The 16,674-nt window shown below is 57.9% G+C and carries 20 protein-coding genes; 8 read left to right on the top strand and 12 right to left on the bottom strand.

All coding sequences use genetic code 11. The features are described from left to right. Position 1: 1 nt before the first annotated feature. Genes CFAEC_RS03330 through CFAEC_RS03320 form a run of 3 tightly spaced genes read right to left on the bottom strand, consistent with a single transcriptional unit; the run spans position 2 to position 1,897 of the window. Complete coding sequence (locus tag CFAEC_RS03330; RefSeq protein WP_290278805.1) at positions 2-766, bottom strand: TIGR02569 family protein; 765 nt, start codon at positions 764-766, stop codon at positions 2-4. 21 nt (positions 767-787) lie between these two features. Next, positions 788-1,651 carry a DUF3152 domain-containing protein gene (locus CFAEC_RS03325; RefSeq protein ID WP_435384254.1) on the bottom strand — a complete coding sequence of 288 codons (864 nt, stop codon included), beginning with the start codon at positions 1,649-1,651 and terminating at the stop codon, positions 788-790. Between the two features lie 18 nt (positions 1,652-1,669). Next, entirely contained in the window at positions 1,670-1,897 is a 228-nt protein-coding gene (locus CFAEC_RS03320; protein ID WP_290278800.1) for a DUF3107 domain-containing protein, read from the bottom strand. A gap of 68 nt (positions 1,898-1,965) precedes the next feature. Between CFAEC_RS03320 and CFAEC_RS03315 the strand changes: the two genes are divergently transcribed. Together CFAEC_RS03315 and CFAEC_RS03310 are read left to right on the top strand one after the other, a co-directional pair. Next, positions 1,966-3,240, top strand: a complete 1,275-nt coding sequence (locus CFAEC_RS03315) for a DEAD/DEAH box helicase (RefSeq protein ID WP_290278798.1) — start codon at positions 1,966-1,968, stop codon at positions 3,238-3,240. 6 nt (positions 3,241-3,246) lie between these two features. Next, entirely contained in the window at positions 3,247-4,452 is a 1,206-nt protein-coding gene (locus tag CFAEC_RS03310) for an Rv3212 family protein (protein ID WP_290278796.1), read from the top strand. A gap of 21 nt (positions 4,453-4,473) precedes the next feature. Here CFAEC_RS03310 and CFAEC_RS03305 read toward each other — a convergent pair whose 3' ends face one another. Then, a complete protein-coding gene (locus CFAEC_RS03305; RefSeq protein WP_290278794.1) occupies positions 4,474-4,890 on the bottom strand; it encodes a hypothetical protein in 417 nt (138 codons plus the stop codon). 567 nt (positions 4,891-5,457) lie between these two features. On the opposite strand from CFAEC_RS03305, the gene whcE reads away from it, so the two are divergent. Both whcE and CFAEC_RS14315 read left to right on the top strand, forming a co-directional pair. Next, positions 5,458-5,718 (top strand): WhiB family transcriptional regulator WhcE, encoded by a 261-nt coding sequence (whcE, locus tag CFAEC_RS03300; protein ID WP_290278792.1) that lies wholly within the window; start codon positions 5,458-5,460, stop codon positions 5,716-5,718. 183 nt (positions 5,719-5,901) lie between these two features. Further along, positions 5,902-5,976 carry a 50S ribosomal protein bL37 gene (locus CFAEC_RS14315; RefSeq protein WP_096877815.1) on the top strand — a complete coding sequence of 25 codons (75 nt, stop codon included), beginning with the start codon at positions 5,902-5,904 and terminating at the stop codon, positions 5,974-5,976. Between the two features lie 93 nt (positions 5,977-6,069). Here CFAEC_RS14315 and rsrA read toward each other — a convergent pair whose 3' ends face one another. Together rsrA and CFAEC_RS03290 are read right to left on the bottom strand one after the other, a co-directional pair. Continuing rightward, the gene (gene rsrA / locus CFAEC_RS03295) at positions 6,070-6,345 is read right to left on the bottom strand and encodes a mycothiol system anti-sigma-R factor (RefSeq protein ID WP_290278790.1); all 276 of its coding nucleotides are present in this window, start codon (positions 6,343-6,345) and stop codon (positions 6,070-6,072) included. Then, positions 6,342-6,968, bottom strand: coding sequence for a sigma-70 family RNA polymerase sigma factor (locus CFAEC_RS03290; RefSeq protein ID WP_290278788.1), 627 nt, complete (start codon positions 6,966-6,968; stop codon positions 6,342-6,344). Before CFAEC_RS03290 ends, rsrA begins: the two co-directional genes overlap by 4 nt. 169 nt (positions 6,969-7,137) lie before the next feature. On the opposite strand from CFAEC_RS03290, the gene CFAEC_RS03285 reads away from it, so the two are divergent. Then, the gene (locus CFAEC_RS03285; RefSeq protein ID WP_290278786.1) at positions 7,138-8,256 is read left to right on the top strand and encodes an HNH endonuclease signature motif containing protein; all 1,119 of its coding nucleotides are present in this window, start codon (positions 7,138-7,140) and stop codon (positions 8,254-8,256) included. Here the strand turns inward: CFAEC_RS03285 and CFAEC_RS03280 are convergent. After that, positions 8,253-8,894, bottom strand: coding sequence for an SOS response-associated peptidase (locus CFAEC_RS03280; protein WP_290278784.1), 642 nt, complete (start codon positions 8,892-8,894; stop codon positions 8,253-8,255). The two genes, CFAEC_RS03285 and CFAEC_RS03280, sit on opposite strands and share 4 nt — an antisense overlap. 10 nt (positions 8,895-8,904) lie before the next feature. Between CFAEC_RS03280 and aroA the strand changes: the two genes are divergently transcribed. Together aroA and rsgA are read left to right on the top strand one after the other, a co-directional pair. Beyond that, entirely contained in the window at positions 8,905-10,200 is a 1,296-nt protein-coding gene (aroA, locus tag CFAEC_RS03275; RefSeq protein ID WP_290278783.1) for a 3-phosphoshikimate 1-carboxyvinyltransferase, read from the top strand. Continuing rightward, a complete protein-coding gene (gene rsgA, locus CFAEC_RS03270; RefSeq protein WP_290278782.1) occupies positions 10,193-11,182 on the top strand; it encodes a ribosome small subunit-dependent GTPase A in 990 nt (329 codons plus the stop codon). The genes aroA and rsgA overlap by 8 nt, the downstream gene beginning before the upstream one ends. Here the strand turns inward: rsgA and CFAEC_RS03265 are convergent. Beyond that, on the bottom strand, positions 11,179-11,685 hold the full coding sequence (locus tag CFAEC_RS03265) for a DUF6912 family protein (protein ID WP_290278780.1): 507 nt from the start codon (positions 11,683-11,685) through the stop codon (positions 11,179-11,181). The genes rsgA and CFAEC_RS03265 overlap by 4 nt on opposite strands. Positions 11,686-11,687: 2 nt before the next feature. Beyond that, the gene (locus tag CFAEC_RS03260; protein WP_290278779.1) at positions 11,688-12,098 is read right to left on the bottom strand and encodes an HAD family hydrolase; all 411 of its coding nucleotides are present in this window, start codon (positions 12,096-12,098) and stop codon (positions 11,688-11,690) included. A 125-nt stretch (positions 12,099-12,223) separates the two neighbouring features. Between CFAEC_RS03260 and CFAEC_RS03255 the strand changes: the two genes are divergently transcribed. Next, on the top strand, positions 12,224-12,607 hold the full coding sequence (locus CFAEC_RS03255) for an Rv3235 family protein (RefSeq protein ID WP_290278778.1): 384 nt from the start codon (positions 12,224-12,226) through the stop codon (positions 12,605-12,607). Here CFAEC_RS03255 and secA read toward each other — a convergent pair. The 3 genes from secA to CFAEC_RS03240 all read right to left on the bottom strand — a co-directional run bounded on the left by secA (position 12,604) and on the right by CFAEC_RS03240 (position 16,674). Next, positions 12,604-15,141: a preprotein translocase subunit SecA gene (gene secA, locus CFAEC_RS03250; RefSeq protein WP_290278776.1), complete on the bottom strand. Its 2,538-nt coding sequence runs from the start codon at positions 15,139-15,141 to the stop codon at positions 12,604-12,606. The two genes, CFAEC_RS03255 and secA, sit on opposite strands and share 4 nt — an antisense overlap. Before the next feature lie 142 nt (positions 15,142-15,283). Further along, on the bottom strand, positions 15,284-15,955 hold the full coding sequence (hpf, locus tag CFAEC_RS03245) for a ribosome hibernation-promoting factor, HPF/YfiA family (protein ID WP_290278775.1): 672 nt from the start codon (positions 15,953-15,955) through the stop codon (positions 15,284-15,286). Between the two features lie 128 nt (positions 15,956-16,083). Then, positions 16,084-16,674: a ComF family protein gene (locus CFAEC_RS03240; protein ID WP_290278773.1), complete on the bottom strand. Its 591-nt coding sequence runs from the start codon at positions 16,672-16,674 to the stop codon at positions 16,084-16,086.

The following is a 16,674-nucleotide window of genomic DNA, read 5'->3' as shown; positions in this document are numbered from 1 at the left end:
CCTAGAGTTTGTCAGAAACATACGACACGAGTGTCGCTTCAGCCCTGTCCAGGTTAGAAAGTACATTCGGGTCACTGTTGCCTGACAGCTCCTGCACATTACGGCGATACAGGAATGCACGGAGCAGAAGCTGTTCGATGTCCGGCAGATGTGAGAACCGACGCAGAATCCCCTCATCTGCAGCGCCGAGCAGCAGACCATCGACCATCACCAGCGCCGCCGTGAATCCATGCGGGCGCACCACAGGAACGATATCGGTGACCACCGGCGGCTGCGCACCCGAGAACAACGTGGTGGCCAACATGTCGGCATGACCGACCTGATCGAGACGATCAATAGGGTGCAACAGTGCCCCGATACGGCCCGACTGATCATCCCACGCACGGACATCTGCGCGGGTGAACAGACTCAGCGGCGCGAGTTCGGGTCTGGGGGCATCAATGAGTCCATCCGCCAGACGCAAAGCGGCAACCACAGTCTCATCCACCCGGTGGCTGATAACACCTGTCGAAAATACCGATGCCCGCCACCCCGACACCACGAACCGGCCATCTGTGGAACGGATTGGCCGAACCACCCGGACACCCTCCGGCCGCAGCCCTTCACGCACCTTGGATGACCACGAAGCGATCTCCGGGTTGATCACCCGGGAGAAGACAGTGTTTCCGACACGGAAACCATGGTCCCACGCTTCACCCAACCTCTCAGCAGGACCGACACCGACCTGGAAGGCATCGCGGATGTGATCAGGAAGTTGCTCGGACATGATTCTCCTCAAGGTCAGACATCACAGTCCCCGCGGATACGGCCACGGGTTGAACACACAGGTTGCGCCATCATCCGGATAGACCTCACCGGGATTGATGCGGAACAGTTCCGAGTTGTTCACACTCAGCGTCTGCTGCATCATGATCGGCGCGAGCTCACCATCGGCAGCGCAGAAATCATGGGCGGCATACCCGAGACCGTGACCGACCTCGTGATTGATCAGGTACTGGCGATAGGAACCAAGGTCCCCGTCGAATGGGATGGCACCCCGAACCCACCTGGATTCGTTGATGAGTACCCGATTCCCATCAGAATAGAAACAACTGGTCTCCATCGCGATGTCATTCCCACACAATGCATGGGTGGTCTCCAAGGAGGTGAGCTGGATACGGAGATCCGGGTCCTCATCGGGAGCCACATGCTGGAAAGCGAACTGGGGATCGGCGATCCAACCCTTGGGGTTGGACAGGGTGGCATCCACGATGGAAACAAAACCGTCATCACCGCCGTACGCTGCCGTATTGATACCGTTCTCGACCTCAACGATGTAGGTGAAGGTCCGGCCCTCACCCACCCTGGGCAGTGGATCACCGATATGACGGAACGTGCCTTGTCCCTGTCCGGTGAAAGGCCCGCCCGGTGGGAGCTCAGTGGGAGGAATGGACAGAGGATCCGCATCTGCAGGGTCCGGACCTGCGAGTGGGGTCGGGTCAGGGGTGGGTGTGGATAAGTTCGGCGTCTCCGGCGCCGCCTCCGGGGAGGCGTTGCCGGTGGAGAAGACGTCCATCAACACCCAGACCGTGATCACCGCCAGCACTGGGATGGCGTAGGCACGCCAGCCGTAGTCGCGGGCGAACCGCACCAGAAATGGTTCCTGTGCCACTTGCTCCAACTACCCCGTTTAAGCGCCGGCGAAGCCGACAGTGCGCGGGGTGTTGGTTCCGACCTCAACGTAGGCAATGCGGTTGTTGCGGACCAGGTAACGGCGGCCCTTATCGTCGGTCACGTCGAAGACACCGGAGTCGTCGGCCAGGGCCTCAGCTACCTTTGCAGCCACCTCATCCTGGCTGGAATTGGAGGAAATAATGAGTTCACGTGCGGAATCAGCGAAACCAATCTTGATATCCATGCTTCTCCTAAAAGACTCGTATGTTTGGAATGACCCTATTGTAACCGTGCAACGATAGTATCTAAGTTGTGTCTTCTGAAAGCCCTCGCCCCACGTTCACAGAGCTCGGTGTCGCAGTAGAAATTACCGACGCTCTCGATGCCCTCGGTATCTCCCACACTTTCGCGATCCAGGAGTACACCCTTCCCATCGCGCTCGATGGGCACGACCTGATCGGGCAGGCGCGCACCGGCATGGGAAAAACCTATGGTTTCGGTGTTCCCCTCCTTGATCGGGTGTTTGACTCCGCCGATGTCGATGAGATCGACGGCACACCCCGTGCCCTGGTTATCGTTCCCACCCGTGAACTTGCCGTCCAAGTTGGCGAAGATCTCCAGCGCGCCGCGGTCAACCTTCCGCTCAAGGTGTTCACCTTCTATGGTGGCACCCCCTATGAAGAGCAGATCGACGCGCTGGAAACCGGTGTCGACGTAGTGGTGGGAACCCCTGGTCGACTCCTGGATCTCTTCCAACGCGGGGCCCTGCGGCTGGATAAGGTTGCTATTCTCGTGCTGGACGAAGCCGATGAGATGCTGGACCTCGGGTTCCTGCCGGACATCGAGAAGATCATGACAGCGCTCACCCACCAGCACCAGACCATGCTGTTCTCCGCGACCATGCCCGGCCCAATCCTCACCCTTGCACGCAGCTTTTTGACGAAACCCGTCCATATCCGGGCAGAATCTGCAGATTCCTCCGCCACACACGCATCCACACGGCAGGTGGTGTTCCAAGCGCACCGCATGGACAAGGAAGCGGTGACCGCCCGTATCCTGCAGGCTCGCGGACGTGGAAAAACCATCATCTTCGCCCGAACCAAACGCACCGCAGCTCAGGTGGCCGAAGATCTCGCGGCGAGGGGCTTCACCGTGGGTTCCGTACACGGCGACATGGGTCAACCTGCCCGAGAACGTTCACTCAATGCCTTCCGCAGCGGCAAGATCGATATTCTCGTGGCTACGGATGTCGCCGCCCGCGGAATCGATATCGATGATGTCACCCATGTCATCAACTATCAGACTCCAGACGATCCCATGACCTACGTTCATCGGATCGGACGAACCGGACGCGCAGGTCACACCGGAACCGCGGTCACCCTTGTCGGATACGACGAACTACTCAAGTGGACAGCGATCGATAGTGAACTGCAACTTGGCCAGCCCAGCCCGCCACAGTGGTTCTCCACCTCACCAGAACTCTATGAATCACTGGACATCCCCGAAGGCGCAACTGACCGTGTCGGGCCATCTCAAAAGGTCCTCGGAGGCGGCAGCACCGCACGTCCACCCCGTCGCAGGAAGTAGATACAGATGACCGGCACACCACTGCGGAGAACCAGAAACGATCTGATCGCCACCGCTGTCATCAGCACCGTCTCGGTTCTGGCCGTGGGCACTGTCTGGCTTACCGCGCCCATCCGCGGATCTGAATTGACCAGTGCCCCTGAACCCTTCGTGGCCAGCATCGCACTCACTTCCGTGCCGGCATCACTTGACGAGACATGGCGTGCACCCGACACCACGCCGGGAAACCATATGCCCTCCATCACCGGAGGTGTCATCATCGGCGCAGACGGCAACACCCTCCACGGGTACTCCCCCGATGGAGACATGCTGTGGACCTACGAACGTGATGTAGAGCTCTGCACCATGTCCCCCGCCTTCGATGCAGCGATAGCCACCTACCGCACCGGGATGGGCTGCGGAGATGCGATATCCATCAGTGTCAGCAGCGGTCAATTCAAGGCCACACGCAGCGCCATTGCCAGCGACGAAGTTGCCCCTCTCCTATCCAATGACCGCGTGGGCACCGTGGGAACCGAGCGGGTGGAGCTCTGGCGATCCGACCTTGTCCGGACGGTTGAGTACGGCGAAGTGGACGCAAAACAGGAAGCCGACCAGCAACCCCACCCCCAGTGCACCATTTCCTCAGCCATGACACGCAAGGATCTCCTCGCAGTCACCGAAACCTGCCCGGACGGAAGCACCTTCCTCCGCTTACAGCCCACAACACCTGAGGATTCACGAGCCCCTGAGGTTGCACAGAATATCCGCATCGATGCTCCCGATGCCCGGCTAGTGGCCATCGGCGAACAAGCAGCTGCTGTCTACGTGGATGACCCCGCACCCACCATCATTTCTTTTAACAAAGAGGGAGAAACACTGCATAGCCAGATGGTCGAAGAAGCCATTTGGCCCGATGCCCCCCACAATGCAGCGACAGCCGATCTACCTCACCACATGTCCTGGTTTGACGGTGAGCGCCTGACGCTCTTCTCTCCGGACAGACTCGCTGTTGGTCCGATTCTGGAGGATGCTCTCGGAACAGGCATCGCCATCGACGGGCAGCTCCTCTACCCAGTGATTGATGGCATCGCTGTAGCAGATTGGGATACTGGCGAAACTCTCCGCACCATCCCTGTGGACCGCGCTGACTACAGCGGTGAGGTATCACTGGGACTTGCGGGAGGGGCAATCGTCGAAAAGCGTGGTTCTGAGCTTGTCGGTTTGGCCTGACGGCAAACCGAGCACGCCCGTCTAATACTGGTTCGCCATCCAGTGCAGCGAGCGGGCATTGAATAGCATCGCCATGCAGGCTACTGCAGACGCTGCGACGATCACAGCCCAGATATACCGGCCCTCGCTGAACATGTAATACGCGACGGGGAAAAAGATGATGTTCAACATGATGATCGGCCCGCGCCCCCAGCGCCTGCCCATCATCATGTTGATGGCGCCGGCGAACACAGTTCCGAAGATGATCATGAAGAATGCGGCAGTTCCGTATCCCACCCATGTATTGGCTTCGGTGGATTCGTAGACGATGCTCGGGTCCTTCTGTCCTGTCATCTCCCGATAAACAAGGAAGAATGCGTAGGCCAGGCCGATACCTGACTGGATGAGGGCGATGATTCCGCCCCAGCGAATGGAGGGAGGCACGATTGGAGAGGTCACGTGAAATGAGTCTAGCTGTTTACCTGCTCTTCACCCATACAGGTTTAACACTCATACCCTATCCAGGGGTTTCTTAGTTTTAATAAGACACCTTTCTCGGGAGTAAATCCATTAAGGCAAAGCGCAAGATGACTTTAGTTTCTGCGTTTAGTGAATGTGAACTTGACAGTGTGAGCTTGACCTCTTTCCCTTCCCTTTGTGCAAAACCACAGGTAGAAGAAATATTCAGCAGTGATAGACGGGGCAAATAATGTGATCCGGCCCACGCAGCCTCCACCTATCGGTGCGATTATATGCATATTACTGGTGACTTTGATCACAAAAGGGGGTTTAGGTCTAGCCAACGCTCGGTGTACATGACATGATTTCTAAGTACCAAAGAGAACGCAGTTGGAACTGATTCTTAACTTCGGTGCAGCGCAACATGAACCCCAGGTAAACAACGAGACGCAAGCAGCGTCCTTGTAACCATGTCCGGGATTGTTAAAACCCATTAATGACCTTTCAAGGTCTTATGTAGCGCGCCCGAAAATTACCCACAGGCTTTATCGAAAAGGAGTTATCGAAATGGATTGGCGCCACGAAGCAATATGCCGCGAAGAGGACCCAGAGCTGTTCTTCCCTGTCGGCAACTCTGGTCCCGCACTGGCCCAGATCGCATCCGCAAAGATGGTGTGCAACCGTTGCCCCGTCACCACCCAGTGCCTGGCATGGGCACTTGAGACCGGCCAGGACGCCGGCGTGTGGGGTGGCATGAGCGAAGACGAACGTCGCGCACTGAAGCGTCGTAAGAACCGCGGCCGTGGTCGCGCTCGCGTCGCAGTGTAAAAACAGCAGTGTAAAGCAACAACATAATTTCATCACACGGTAAGTTCCGGAACGCCGGATTAAATATAAAACTTCATAACCCCATACCGCCACCGGTATAACTTATGACCTCAGCTTTGTTCCCCTGACGGGCACCGACTAATGTGTTGTAGGTTGATCAACATTAAGAAAAAGGAGGACCTCATGAGCAAGCGAGGACGTAAGCGTAAGGATCGTCGCAAGAAAGGCGCAAACCACGGTAAGCGCCCAAATTCCTAAATAAAGAAAACCACCCGGAAGAGAAACTTTCTCTTCCGGGTGGTTTCTTTTCGGGATAGTTGCTGGAATCGTGGTGGCACAGAGCCGGGAAACTCAGCCTCTCCGGTACTCCACCCTGATCTGGTACGAGATCCTCTGCCTCAACTCGACAGGTGCCGGCGGGCAGCAGCATTTACGCAGAAGATCCCGAAATTCAGCCTCTGCCGAGAGCAGCTGAGCGCACTTCGGGCACCCAGCTGCATGAGCCCGAAGCCTACTGCACTCTTCGGCAGTGAGCTGGTCATCGAGTAGAAGGTACATGGTGTCGTAGAACTCGGAGCAGCCACAATCATTCTGCGGACAACCGCATCCGCAATTGCTGTCTGTCATTTCTTCGCCTCCGACGATTTTTTCATGTCGGGATGGTTCAAACCGATCCCCTGTTCTTGCGCTACTTCTTTCAACATCCCGCGAAGCTGTTTTCTTCCACGGTGGAGTCTGGACATCACGGTCCCAAGAGGAATATCCATGATTTCCGCAATCTCCTTGTAGGCAAGTCCGTCTACATCGGCATAATAGACCACCATCCGGAACTCGGGGCTGAGTTCGTTCATTGCATCGGCAATCTGACCGTCAGGAAGGTTCTTCAGCGCCTCGACCTCAGCGGATTCAAGTCCGGTTGAAGTGTGGGAGAAGGTATCCACGAGCTGATAGTCGGTGATCTCCTCGGTCGGTGTCTGCGCTGGCTGCCGCTGCTTCTTCCGATACATGTTGATATATGTATTGGTCATGATTCGGTAGAGCCAGGCTTTGAGGTTGGTCCCTGGCCTGAAACTCGCAAACGCCTGAAATGCCTTGATGTAGGTGTCCTGGACAAGATCTTCGGCATCCGCCGGGTTGCGGGTCATGCGGAGGGCACCACCGTAAAGCTGATCTAGGAGAGGTAGAGCCTGCTCCTCGAAGCGGGTGGCCAGCTCATCTTCATCGACTATGCCGGATCGGTTTTCAGCCATGGGGCCCCTTTCAAAACGCGTGTCGTCCATTCTACGTTGAGCCGGTTATTCACCTCGCGGGGGTGGGGAGAAAAGGGCCTGAGCACTATGTTCGCAAAACAGATACCCCCGATGTCCTGCCCATGGGTTAGAACATACGTACAAGAACCCCTACTGCAAGGAACAGGTCATGACCAGCATCTTTTATTACGGCGTCAACGATCCAGGCGATGATCTCAGCGCTGAAATCATCGAAAACAACCGGAGTGAACTGCGCTTCTGGCAACTCCGACTCCCTGATGACAAAGACGACCTCGCCACCACCATTCTTAAATTAAATATCAGAACCGGAATACCAAGAAAATACATTGCCAGTTCTCTGTTCACTGTCCGGTTCCTCCCCAAACTTCCCAGTTTGTCCGCTCTCATCGAAGAACTCAACCATCTCGATATGGCACGCCTCAACACCATCACCCGAGCGCTCAGCAAAGTTCCTTCCACGCTTCTTGAGCTTTTCGACGAACACGTCACCTCCTACCTGACCCCCAGGATGCAGCACCAGGTGCTGCCACAACCCGGTTCCATCGCAGCTACGCTGCGCCGCTTAAGAGACAAACTAATTCCTGAGGATGACCCCCCTACCAAGCAGCACACAGGTGTCTGCTTCGCCCGTCATGACAGCCTGGTCAGGATCTCTGTCTCCGTCACCGCCGACCGGGCTGCAGTCTTCAACGAAGCAATTAACCGGATAGTCAAAGAGCAGAAAATTACCCCTGCCGAAGCATTCACCGGGTTGATCACCGGCAACATCCAGACAGGGGTGACCATGAACGTCTATGGCACCCGCGATGAACCCGAATTTCTCGCGGGTGGCGACTGGTTCACCGACAGTCAAATTCAATACTGGAAAACCAAGATCACAGCGTCACGAGACATAGAGGCGATCGCTTTCGAGGAGACCTCCGACTACTCCCCGACCAAGGAGATGAAACTCTACGTCCGCGGCCGAGATCTCACGTGCAGAGTCCCCGGGTGCACTGTATCCGCATCCAATTGCCAGATCGACCACATCATCCCCTTCGCGGACGGTGGCCCCACCACACCATGGAATCTCCAGTGCCTCTGCATATTCCACCACAACATGAAGACCGATGGCCGGCTCGAGGCAGCGCCACTCCCCAATGGCGAAGTCCTCTTCATCCTGGATGGACTGCCCTTCCGATCAAGCGGGGACGGCCCTCTGTCCCGGCCCAACAGAACCTGGGGAACACGCTTCGGGGATTATATGGACCGCAAAATCGCTGCCTAACCAATCAACCCAGCATGGTCATGTCGGACATTGCCCACATCCGTCGACACTTCCCGGATCGTCAGTTGTTCCACCCATTCCACTGGCGTGGGGTGCAACAACTCCCGAGCATCGTCAGCTGTCCCAGCAAGCCAGGGTTCAACCTCATCCGCGGTGAGAAAGCGTGGCAAACGGTGATGCAACCAGGACAAAGGCTCTACTGAATCCGTGGTCACCATCGTTGCGGACAACTGATCCAACCCCGTTGCCCACAAACCTGCTGCCCACATCAGCCCATCCCCCAGCGATACATAATGTGGCCTCTTCTCATGCCATTCGTAGTACCCGTCCATGGGAATCACACATCGTTGTTTCTTGAAAGCATCCCTGAAGGAGGGTTTCTCTGCGATAGTCTCAGCACGGGCATTAAACAACGGTGGGCCTGAATCATCCTTCTTCCAGTGGGGGAACAACCCCCACCGGGCAGGATCCAGCATGGCTTCCTCACCAAGGCGAACGATCGGCACGATTTGGGTTGGAGCGAGGTTGTACCGAGGTCCCGGTGTGCCCTGGGGAGCGCTGACAGGTCGCCCCACCGCCTGAGTAGCAGCCTCGATTAAGGACGCACTGGTGGTGAACAAAACAAATCTTCCGCACATACCCCCTATTATGTACTGTGTGACCGAAACGCCTTCTTCTCTGCCCATATGGGATGCCCCGCATGCGAGTGGCCCCATCGTCTGGAACCAGGTCATCCCTGGTTCCAAGTCCATTACCAACCGCGCCCTGATTCTGGCGGCGCTGGCTTCCGGGCCTTCAACCATCCACGGTGTGCTTCGCAGTCGTGACACAGACCTGATGGCCGATGCACTTCGAAGCCTCGGGGTCAAAATCGTTGAAGAAGCCCCAGACCGTTATCGGGTTGAGCCTCCGAGTGAGTTGACTACAGGATCCGTTGAATGCGGTCTCGCAGGCACCGTCATGCGGTTTGTGCCACCAGTGGCAGCGTTTGCTGATGGGCCGGTCTCCTTTGACGGCGACGAGCAGGCTCGAAGCCGCCCTATGACCAGCATCCTCGAAGCACTCCGCGCCCTGGGGGTCCAGGTGGACAATAACAGTCTGCCGTTCACCGTCACATCAGACGGAATCCCGGAGGGCGGCATCGTGGAGATTGATGCTTCTGGATCCTCACAGTTTGTCTCCGGCCTACTCCTATCGGCGCCACGGTTCAAAAACGGTGTAACAGTCAAACACACCGGTGACCGACTTCCAAGCATGCCCCATATCGAGATGACAGTGGAGATGCTCCGCGACGTGGGAATCCGGGTGGATGTCACTCCCAACCAGTGGGTTGTTCATCCAGGAGAGATCCTCGGCCGGACCTGGCGAATTGAGCCTGACCTGTCCAATGCGACGCCCTTCCTCGCTGCTGCAGCTGCAACCCGGGGAACCGTCACAATCAGGAATTGGCCTCAGGTGACCACCCAGCCTGGTGACACAATCCGCCCGATTCTCGAAGAAATGGGTTGCTCAGTAGAACTCATTGCCAACGGCTCCACCTTTGATCTCGAAGTCACCGGACCTGTGGAGCTCACGGGTATCCACATTGACATGTCCGACATCGGTGAGCTCTCCCCGACTGTCGCAGCCCTGGCTGCGCTGGCCACAACTGAGTCCAGGCTGTTTGGCATCGCGCATCTCCGAGGTCATGAAACTGACCGTCTGGAAGCTCTCACCACAGAGATCAACCGGCTCGGGGGCAAATGCACCGAACTGCCAGATGGCTTGCATATTGAACCTGCCCAGTTGACCAGTAACGTCTGGCGATCATACGCAGATCACCGCATGGCCACCGCTGGTGCCATCATCGGCCTTGTTGTCGAAGGGCTGCAAGTAGAGGATATCCAGACCACCTCGAAGACCTTCCCGGGATTCGAAAACCTCTGGGAGGAAATGGTTGGCTAGGAAACACTGGGACGAATCCGATGTGAGGGTTCGGCCGGGCAGAGGAACCAGGCCCCGTACCAAAGACCGTCCTTCGCATGAGGATGCGCTGGTGGGAATGGTTGTGACCAAGGACAGGGGTCGCTGGGGAGTGGTGCTCGATGGTCGCTCCGATGCGATCATCACGATGCGAGCCCGTGAACTGGGCCGTACCGCAATCGAAGTGGGTGACCGTGTCGGAATCGTCGGCGATACCTCAGGAAATCCTGGCACGCTCGCCAGGATCATCCGACTTGAGGAGCGCACCAGTGTGCTCCGTCGTACTGCGGATGACACTGACCCCTACGAGCGGATTGTGGTTGCCAACGCCGATCAGTTGTTGATTGTTTCCGCTGTGGCGGATCCTCCGCCGAGGGCTGGGTTCGTGGAACGCGCACTCATCGCCGCATTCGTAGGAAATCTTCAGCCAATCCTGTGTCTGACAAAGTCAGATCTTGCGGATCCGAAAGAATTCGCTGCTGAGTTTGAGGCTCTTGAGGTCCCGGTTGTGGTGTGCGGCGTGGATGATCCCCTGGATCCAGTGTTGGAGGTCGTCGAAGGGCACGTGACGGCGCTGATTGGCCATTCAGGAGTGGGTAAGTCGACCTTGGTGAACCGTCTAGTGCCGGATGCGGATCGTGAAACCGGGTCGGTGTCTGGTGTGGGGAAGGGACGACACACTTCGACGCAGTCGGTGGCGCTGCCAATTGAGGGCGGCTGGATCGTCGACACCCCGGGAATTCGTTCCTTCGGTCTGGCTCACGTGGATGCCGATACCGTGGTGGGTGTTTTTGAGGATTTGGCCTCTGCCGCGGAGAGTTGTCCCCGGGGATGTACCCATATGGGGCCTCCCGCAGATCCGGAGTGTGCACTGGATCGGCTGGAGGGTGCCTCTGGGCGTCGTGTGGAGGCGGTCAGGACGTTGCTGGGGGCTTTACGCAGTAACGATGCCTGGGATCTCTAGAGGAGCTGTACGAGGAAGGGCAGCTCTTCGGGGTCATACCAGGCCATGAAGTTATCCTGGGCGTCTCCGACGGTGAGTTCAGCGTCTTCCTCACCCAGATCTGAGGCGTCGATGACCTCGATGGCTGCCTTCGTGTCGGGTTCGGAGCTTTCCACATCGATGTGGATGGCTGCGATGTCGACGAGGTTGACGTGTGCAGGTGAGATCTTAACCACGGATTCGCCGTTCTCTGGGACGAAGGTGAGGTTCTTTTCGTTGATATCGGCCGAGACGACAACACGGCGGTATGGGAACTGTTCTTCATCGCCTATCGCCAGGAGTCGGAGTGAGGCTTCTGCTGCATCCTGAAAGGCCGCGTGGGCGATTTCTTCCTCATCGCCTTCAATGTAGAACTCGGTCAGTGCCGGGGTGACGGCGAAGCCGTATCCGGAGCGGGCAGTGATGACTCCGGATTCGTTGAGTCCGCAGAGAGTACTGAAAGTGGCGGGTATGTAAACTCGCACGGTTAGAATTCCCCTTCGAGCCCGAAAAGGCCGACAATCTCCACGATTGCCCGGTCAAACTGCTGGTAGTACACACCAACGAGGCCGTTTTCCACGGCACCCCGGACGTTGAGGATGGAATCATCAACGAGGACGCAGTCACGCATGGGAAGATCCAATGCGTCGGCAGCTGCCTGGAAGGCTTCGGTTTCTGGCTTCTCGGCACCGATCTCGCCGGAAAGAAGAACCTTGTCCACGATGCCCTGGTTCTCCAGATCACGGATAGGTGCTGCTGAGAGCCCACCCGGGTCGTTGCTGAGAACGGCGGTTCCCACTCCGTTTTTCTTGGCCGCTGCGAAGAGGTTTCTCCAGCGTCGCTGGTCCTCGTCTGTTCCGTCAAGCACTCCAGCGTAATCAACAATCAGTCCGCGCACTTTATCCCTTTCATTTTTGTGATTCTCATGCCATATTAGTCATACTCTGTGTTTCAAGATTGTCGCACAGGTGTGGGGTGGTTTGTCTCTGGGCCTTGGGGCTGAATGTCTCAAGGAGTTTTGTCATGCTTCAACCCATCCCTGGTTTGTCTCATTTGAAATATCTCGTACCGGAGCTGATTCCCGCTCCGCATCCGCAGAAGGAACCGGTTCCGAAGGAGGTGTCGGGGTTGGTTCGGGTGGCGTTGGATTCGGCTTTCGGATTGCGTCCACTCACCCAGCTGCATCCCCGGCGATTTGATACGCCGGTGCGTGCCCACATCATCGCTCGGCAGAAGGCCGGGCACGTGGGCGTCGCAAAGCTTATCTCGTGCCATATCCAGATGAACGGTGCGGTGGCTGAGGCGTTCGGCAGTGTCCGTTTCGGGGAGTCCACAACGGCCTATGCCGCCCGGCTCAGTGAGTCAGACGGCATATGGCGGATGCTTAACTTCCGGGTCTTAAGTTAGGCGTTTGCTTCCTCGTCCTGCTTGATGAACTGCTTGCGCATGAGGAAGAGCTGGCGGACGGTTTCTTCCTTGATGCCGTCCTTCATGGCGTTGAACATGTCTCCGCCTTCCTTCTGGTATTCCACCAGGGGGTCACGCTGGGCCATGGCACGGAGGCCGATGCCTTCCTTGAGGTAGTCCATCTCGTAGAGGTGTTCGCGCCACTTCTGGTCGATGACGGGCATGAGGACCATGCGTTCGATGTTGCGCATCTGCGCTTCGCCACCGAGGTCGGCCACGACCTGCTCGAGGCGGGTGTACTCGGACTTGGCGTCTTCGAGGAGGGCGGTGCGCAGGTTCTCAGCGGAGAGCTCGCCGGGGGCTCCGTAGTCGGAACCGTCGACAAGCGACTGCCAGGTGAAGGTCGGGCCGTAGAGCGCTTCGAGGGCATTCCAGAGTTTGTCCAGATCCCAGTCCTCGACATAACCGTTGGCGGTCGCCGCGGTGACATAGGCGGACACGGTCTCCTCGATCATGTTCTTGATGTATCGGGAGATGTCGGCGGATTCGAGGATCTCGCGGCGTTCACCGTAGATCACCTTGCGCTGTTCGTTCATCACTTCGTCGTACTTCAGGACGTTTTTGCGCATCTCGAAGTTCTGGTTCTCCACCTGTGCCTGTGCGCCCTTGATGGAGTTGGTGACGGTCTTGGATTCGATGGGGACATCGTCGGGAACGTTGAGTCGGTTCATCATGTTTTCCATGGTGGGGCCGACGAAACGGACCATGAGGTCATCACGCATGGAGAGGTAGAAACGGGTGGCTCCCGGGTCGCCCTGTCGGCCGGCGCGGCCTCGGAGCTGGTTGTCGATGCGTCGGGATTCGTGGCGTTCGGTGCCCAGCACGTAGAGACCACCTGCGGCGCGTACCTCTTCGGCGCGCTCCTCGCAGCGCTTCTTCATCTTCGGCAGTTCTTCATCCCAGGCCGCCTGGTAGGCTTCCTCATCCTCGAAGGGATCAAGGCCACGATCACGCAGTCTGATGTCGAGGAGGATGTCGGGGTTGCCACCGAGCACGATGTCGGTTCCACGGCCTGCCATGTTGGTGGCCACGGTGACGGCGCCGGGCAGACCGGCCTGCGCGACGATCTGCGCTTCCTGCTCGTGGTGCTTGGCGTTGAGCACGTTGTGTTTGATGCCACGGCGGGTCAGCAGCTGGGAGAGGTACTCGGAGCGTTCGACGGAAACGGTACCAACCAGGACGGGTTGTCCCTGCTCGATGCGTTCGGCAATGTCATCGACCACAGCTGCGAACTTGGCTTCCTGGGTCTTGTACACCAGGTCGGTGAGGTCATCGCGCTGGTTGCCACGGTTGGTGGGGATCTGGATGACGTCGAGTTTGTAGATCTGGTGGAGCTCGGCGGCCTCGGTTTCGGCGGTACCGGTCATGCCTGCCAGCTTGTTGTAGAGGCGGAAGTAGTTCTGGAGGGTGACGGTGGCCAGGGTCTGGTTCTCGTTTTTGATCTCCACGCGTTCCTTGGCCTCGATGGCCTGGTGCATGCCCTCGTTGTAGCGGCGACCCGCCAGGACACGGCCGGTGAAGCCGTCAACGATCATTACTTCGCCGTTTCGGACGATGTAGTCCTTGTCGCGTTCGAAGAGCTCCTCCGCCTTGATGGCGTTGTTGAGGTAGCTGACCAGCTGGGAGTGCTCGGGGGCGTAGAGGTTGTCAATGCCGAGGAGGTCCTCGACCTTCTCCACGCCGTCTTCCTTGATGCCCACTGTCTTCTTACGGTGGTCCACCTCGAAGTGGATGTCCTTGGTCAGCTGCGGGACGATCTGTGCGAAGACGTTGTACCACTGGGAGGTTCCGTCGACAGGGCCGGAGATGATCAGTGGGGTTCGGGCCTCATCGATGAGGATGGAGTCAACCTCATCCACGATGGCGTAGCGGTGACCACGCTGGACCAGGTCATTGAGGGACCGGGCCATGTTGTCACGCAGGTAATCAAAACCCAGCTCGTTGTTGGTGCCGTAGGTGATATCGCAGTCATAGGCGGCCTTGCGCTCGGCGGGGCGCAGCTCGGAGAGGATCACGCCAACGGAGAGCCCCAGCCAGCGGTGGACACGTCCCATCCATTCGGCGTCGCGCTTGGCAAGGTAGTCATTGACCGTGACCACGTGGACGCCCTTGCCTTCGAGGGCATTGAGGTAGGCGGGAAGCACACAGGTCAGGGTCTTGCCTTCACCGGTGCGCATCTCTGCCACGTTTCCGAAGTGCAGAGCTGCACCACCCATGATCTGCACCTTGTAGTGCTTCTGGCCCAGAACACGCCAGGAGGCTTCGCGGGCGGTGGCGAAAGCATCCAGGAAGAGATCATCAAGGGTTTCGCCCTTACTGAGTCGTTCCTTGAACTCTCCGGTCTTGGCCTTGAGCTCCTCATCGGTGAGGTTGGCATACTGGTCTTCGAGTGCGATGACCTGGTCAGCGATCTTCTGGAGTCGCTTCACGGCACGGCCTTCGCCGACGCGGAGCATCTTGGACAATCCAAACACGAGCAGTCGTCCTTATTGATAGCGATACGGAAATTTGATAATGAACCTACAGTGTACGCACGGTTCCTTTGAAACACAGTACCCGCCACCCACGGAATGTGGGTGGCGGGTAAAGGTTACCTAGACGGAAATACGACTAGGATTATTCGTTTGCGGCCAGGGAAATCAAGCCGTAGTCGAATGCATGACGACGGTAGACAACCGACGGCTGCTGAGTCTCCTCATTGACGAAGAGGTAGAAATCATGGCCGACCAGTTCCATCTCGGACAGCGCATCATCCACGCTCATCGGGGTGGCGGGGTGCTCCTTGGTACGTACGACCTGACCTGGAACCACCTCGTCGATCTGGTCCGCGTATGGGTCAACATCGTACTTACCCAGATCGTTCGCACCACGTGCTTCCTGGGACTCTGCCACAAGCTGCGCTCCGAGTTCACCGGTGCTCAGGGGCGCGCGGTGTCCGGAACGGGAAATGCTGCGGCGCGCCTTGACCTTGCGCAGTGAGCGCTCCATCTTGGCCAGCGCGGTTTCCAGTGCAGCGTAGAAGCTGTCTTCCTTTGCCTCCGCACGGGCGATGTGGCCCTTGCCGGTGGCGGTGATCTGGATGCGGTCGCTCTCATCGGCGCGACGTGGGTTCGGCTCGTGCTGGAGCTCGACGTGGAAGAAGGTCAGGGTCGAATCGAGGCGCTCAATCTTTGCCAGCTTCTTGTGCACTCGCTCTGCGAAGTGCTCAGGTACCTCAACGTTTCGTCCTGTAATGCTCACCTGGGTGTCAGGGCTCAAGGTGTCGTTGGTGTCAGCAGGTGTAGTCACGCTACTTCTCCTCCCAGTATTGGTCATCACTTTCGTGTGAGTGGGATTACTTCCACGGTGATGACGGGATCAACTTCACTCTTTATATTACTTCTGGTCATAACCATCGTGCCAACCGGGGCCCCTATTTATGCATGGCAAAAGGTTAATGCTCCCCTGACCTGCACACCTGCTGTTCTCAAACTGTTCACCGAAGCCGAGAGCGTCGCCCCCGTGGTCACAACGTCGTCGATGAGCAGCACCGGCGAGGGCGGAACCCTGATCAATTCGACGCGGAGACTGCGTCGGCGCTCCTCACGTCCGAGACCAACCGAATCCGGGCTGGAGGAATCGATGCGGAGACAGGTGGACGTCGATAAGCCTGTCTGAACACACACCCGCTCCACCGGATCGCCGCCCCGGAGACGCCGGGAACGCGCGCGGGTGGGCGCCGGCACCAGGTGCACGGTGGGTTCGATGTCGCCATGCGCGACCAAAAAGCTTATCGACGCCCGTATCACCGCCCCAACATGCGCGGCCACGTCGCGCCGTCCCCGCTCCTTCATCGCGATCATCACCTTCCGGTGCGGACCGTCATAGGGAGACAGTGACCACACCGGAAAATCCACATCCACCGACACCCGCTGGGGCGTGGCACGCCACACCTCCCGGCAGGTCACACACAACGCCGCCCCGGGTGCGCCACAACCGGCGCACGTCACCGGAAGCAGCAGCTCCAC

Origin of the sequence: Corynebacterium faecale (assembly GCF_030408735.1) — a bacterium.
Classification (GTDB): domain Bacteria; phylum Actinomycetota; class Actinomycetes; order Mycobacteriales; family Mycobacteriaceae; genus Corynebacterium; species Corynebacterium faecale.
This window is presented reverse-complemented; position numbering and strand designations above follow the sequence as displayed.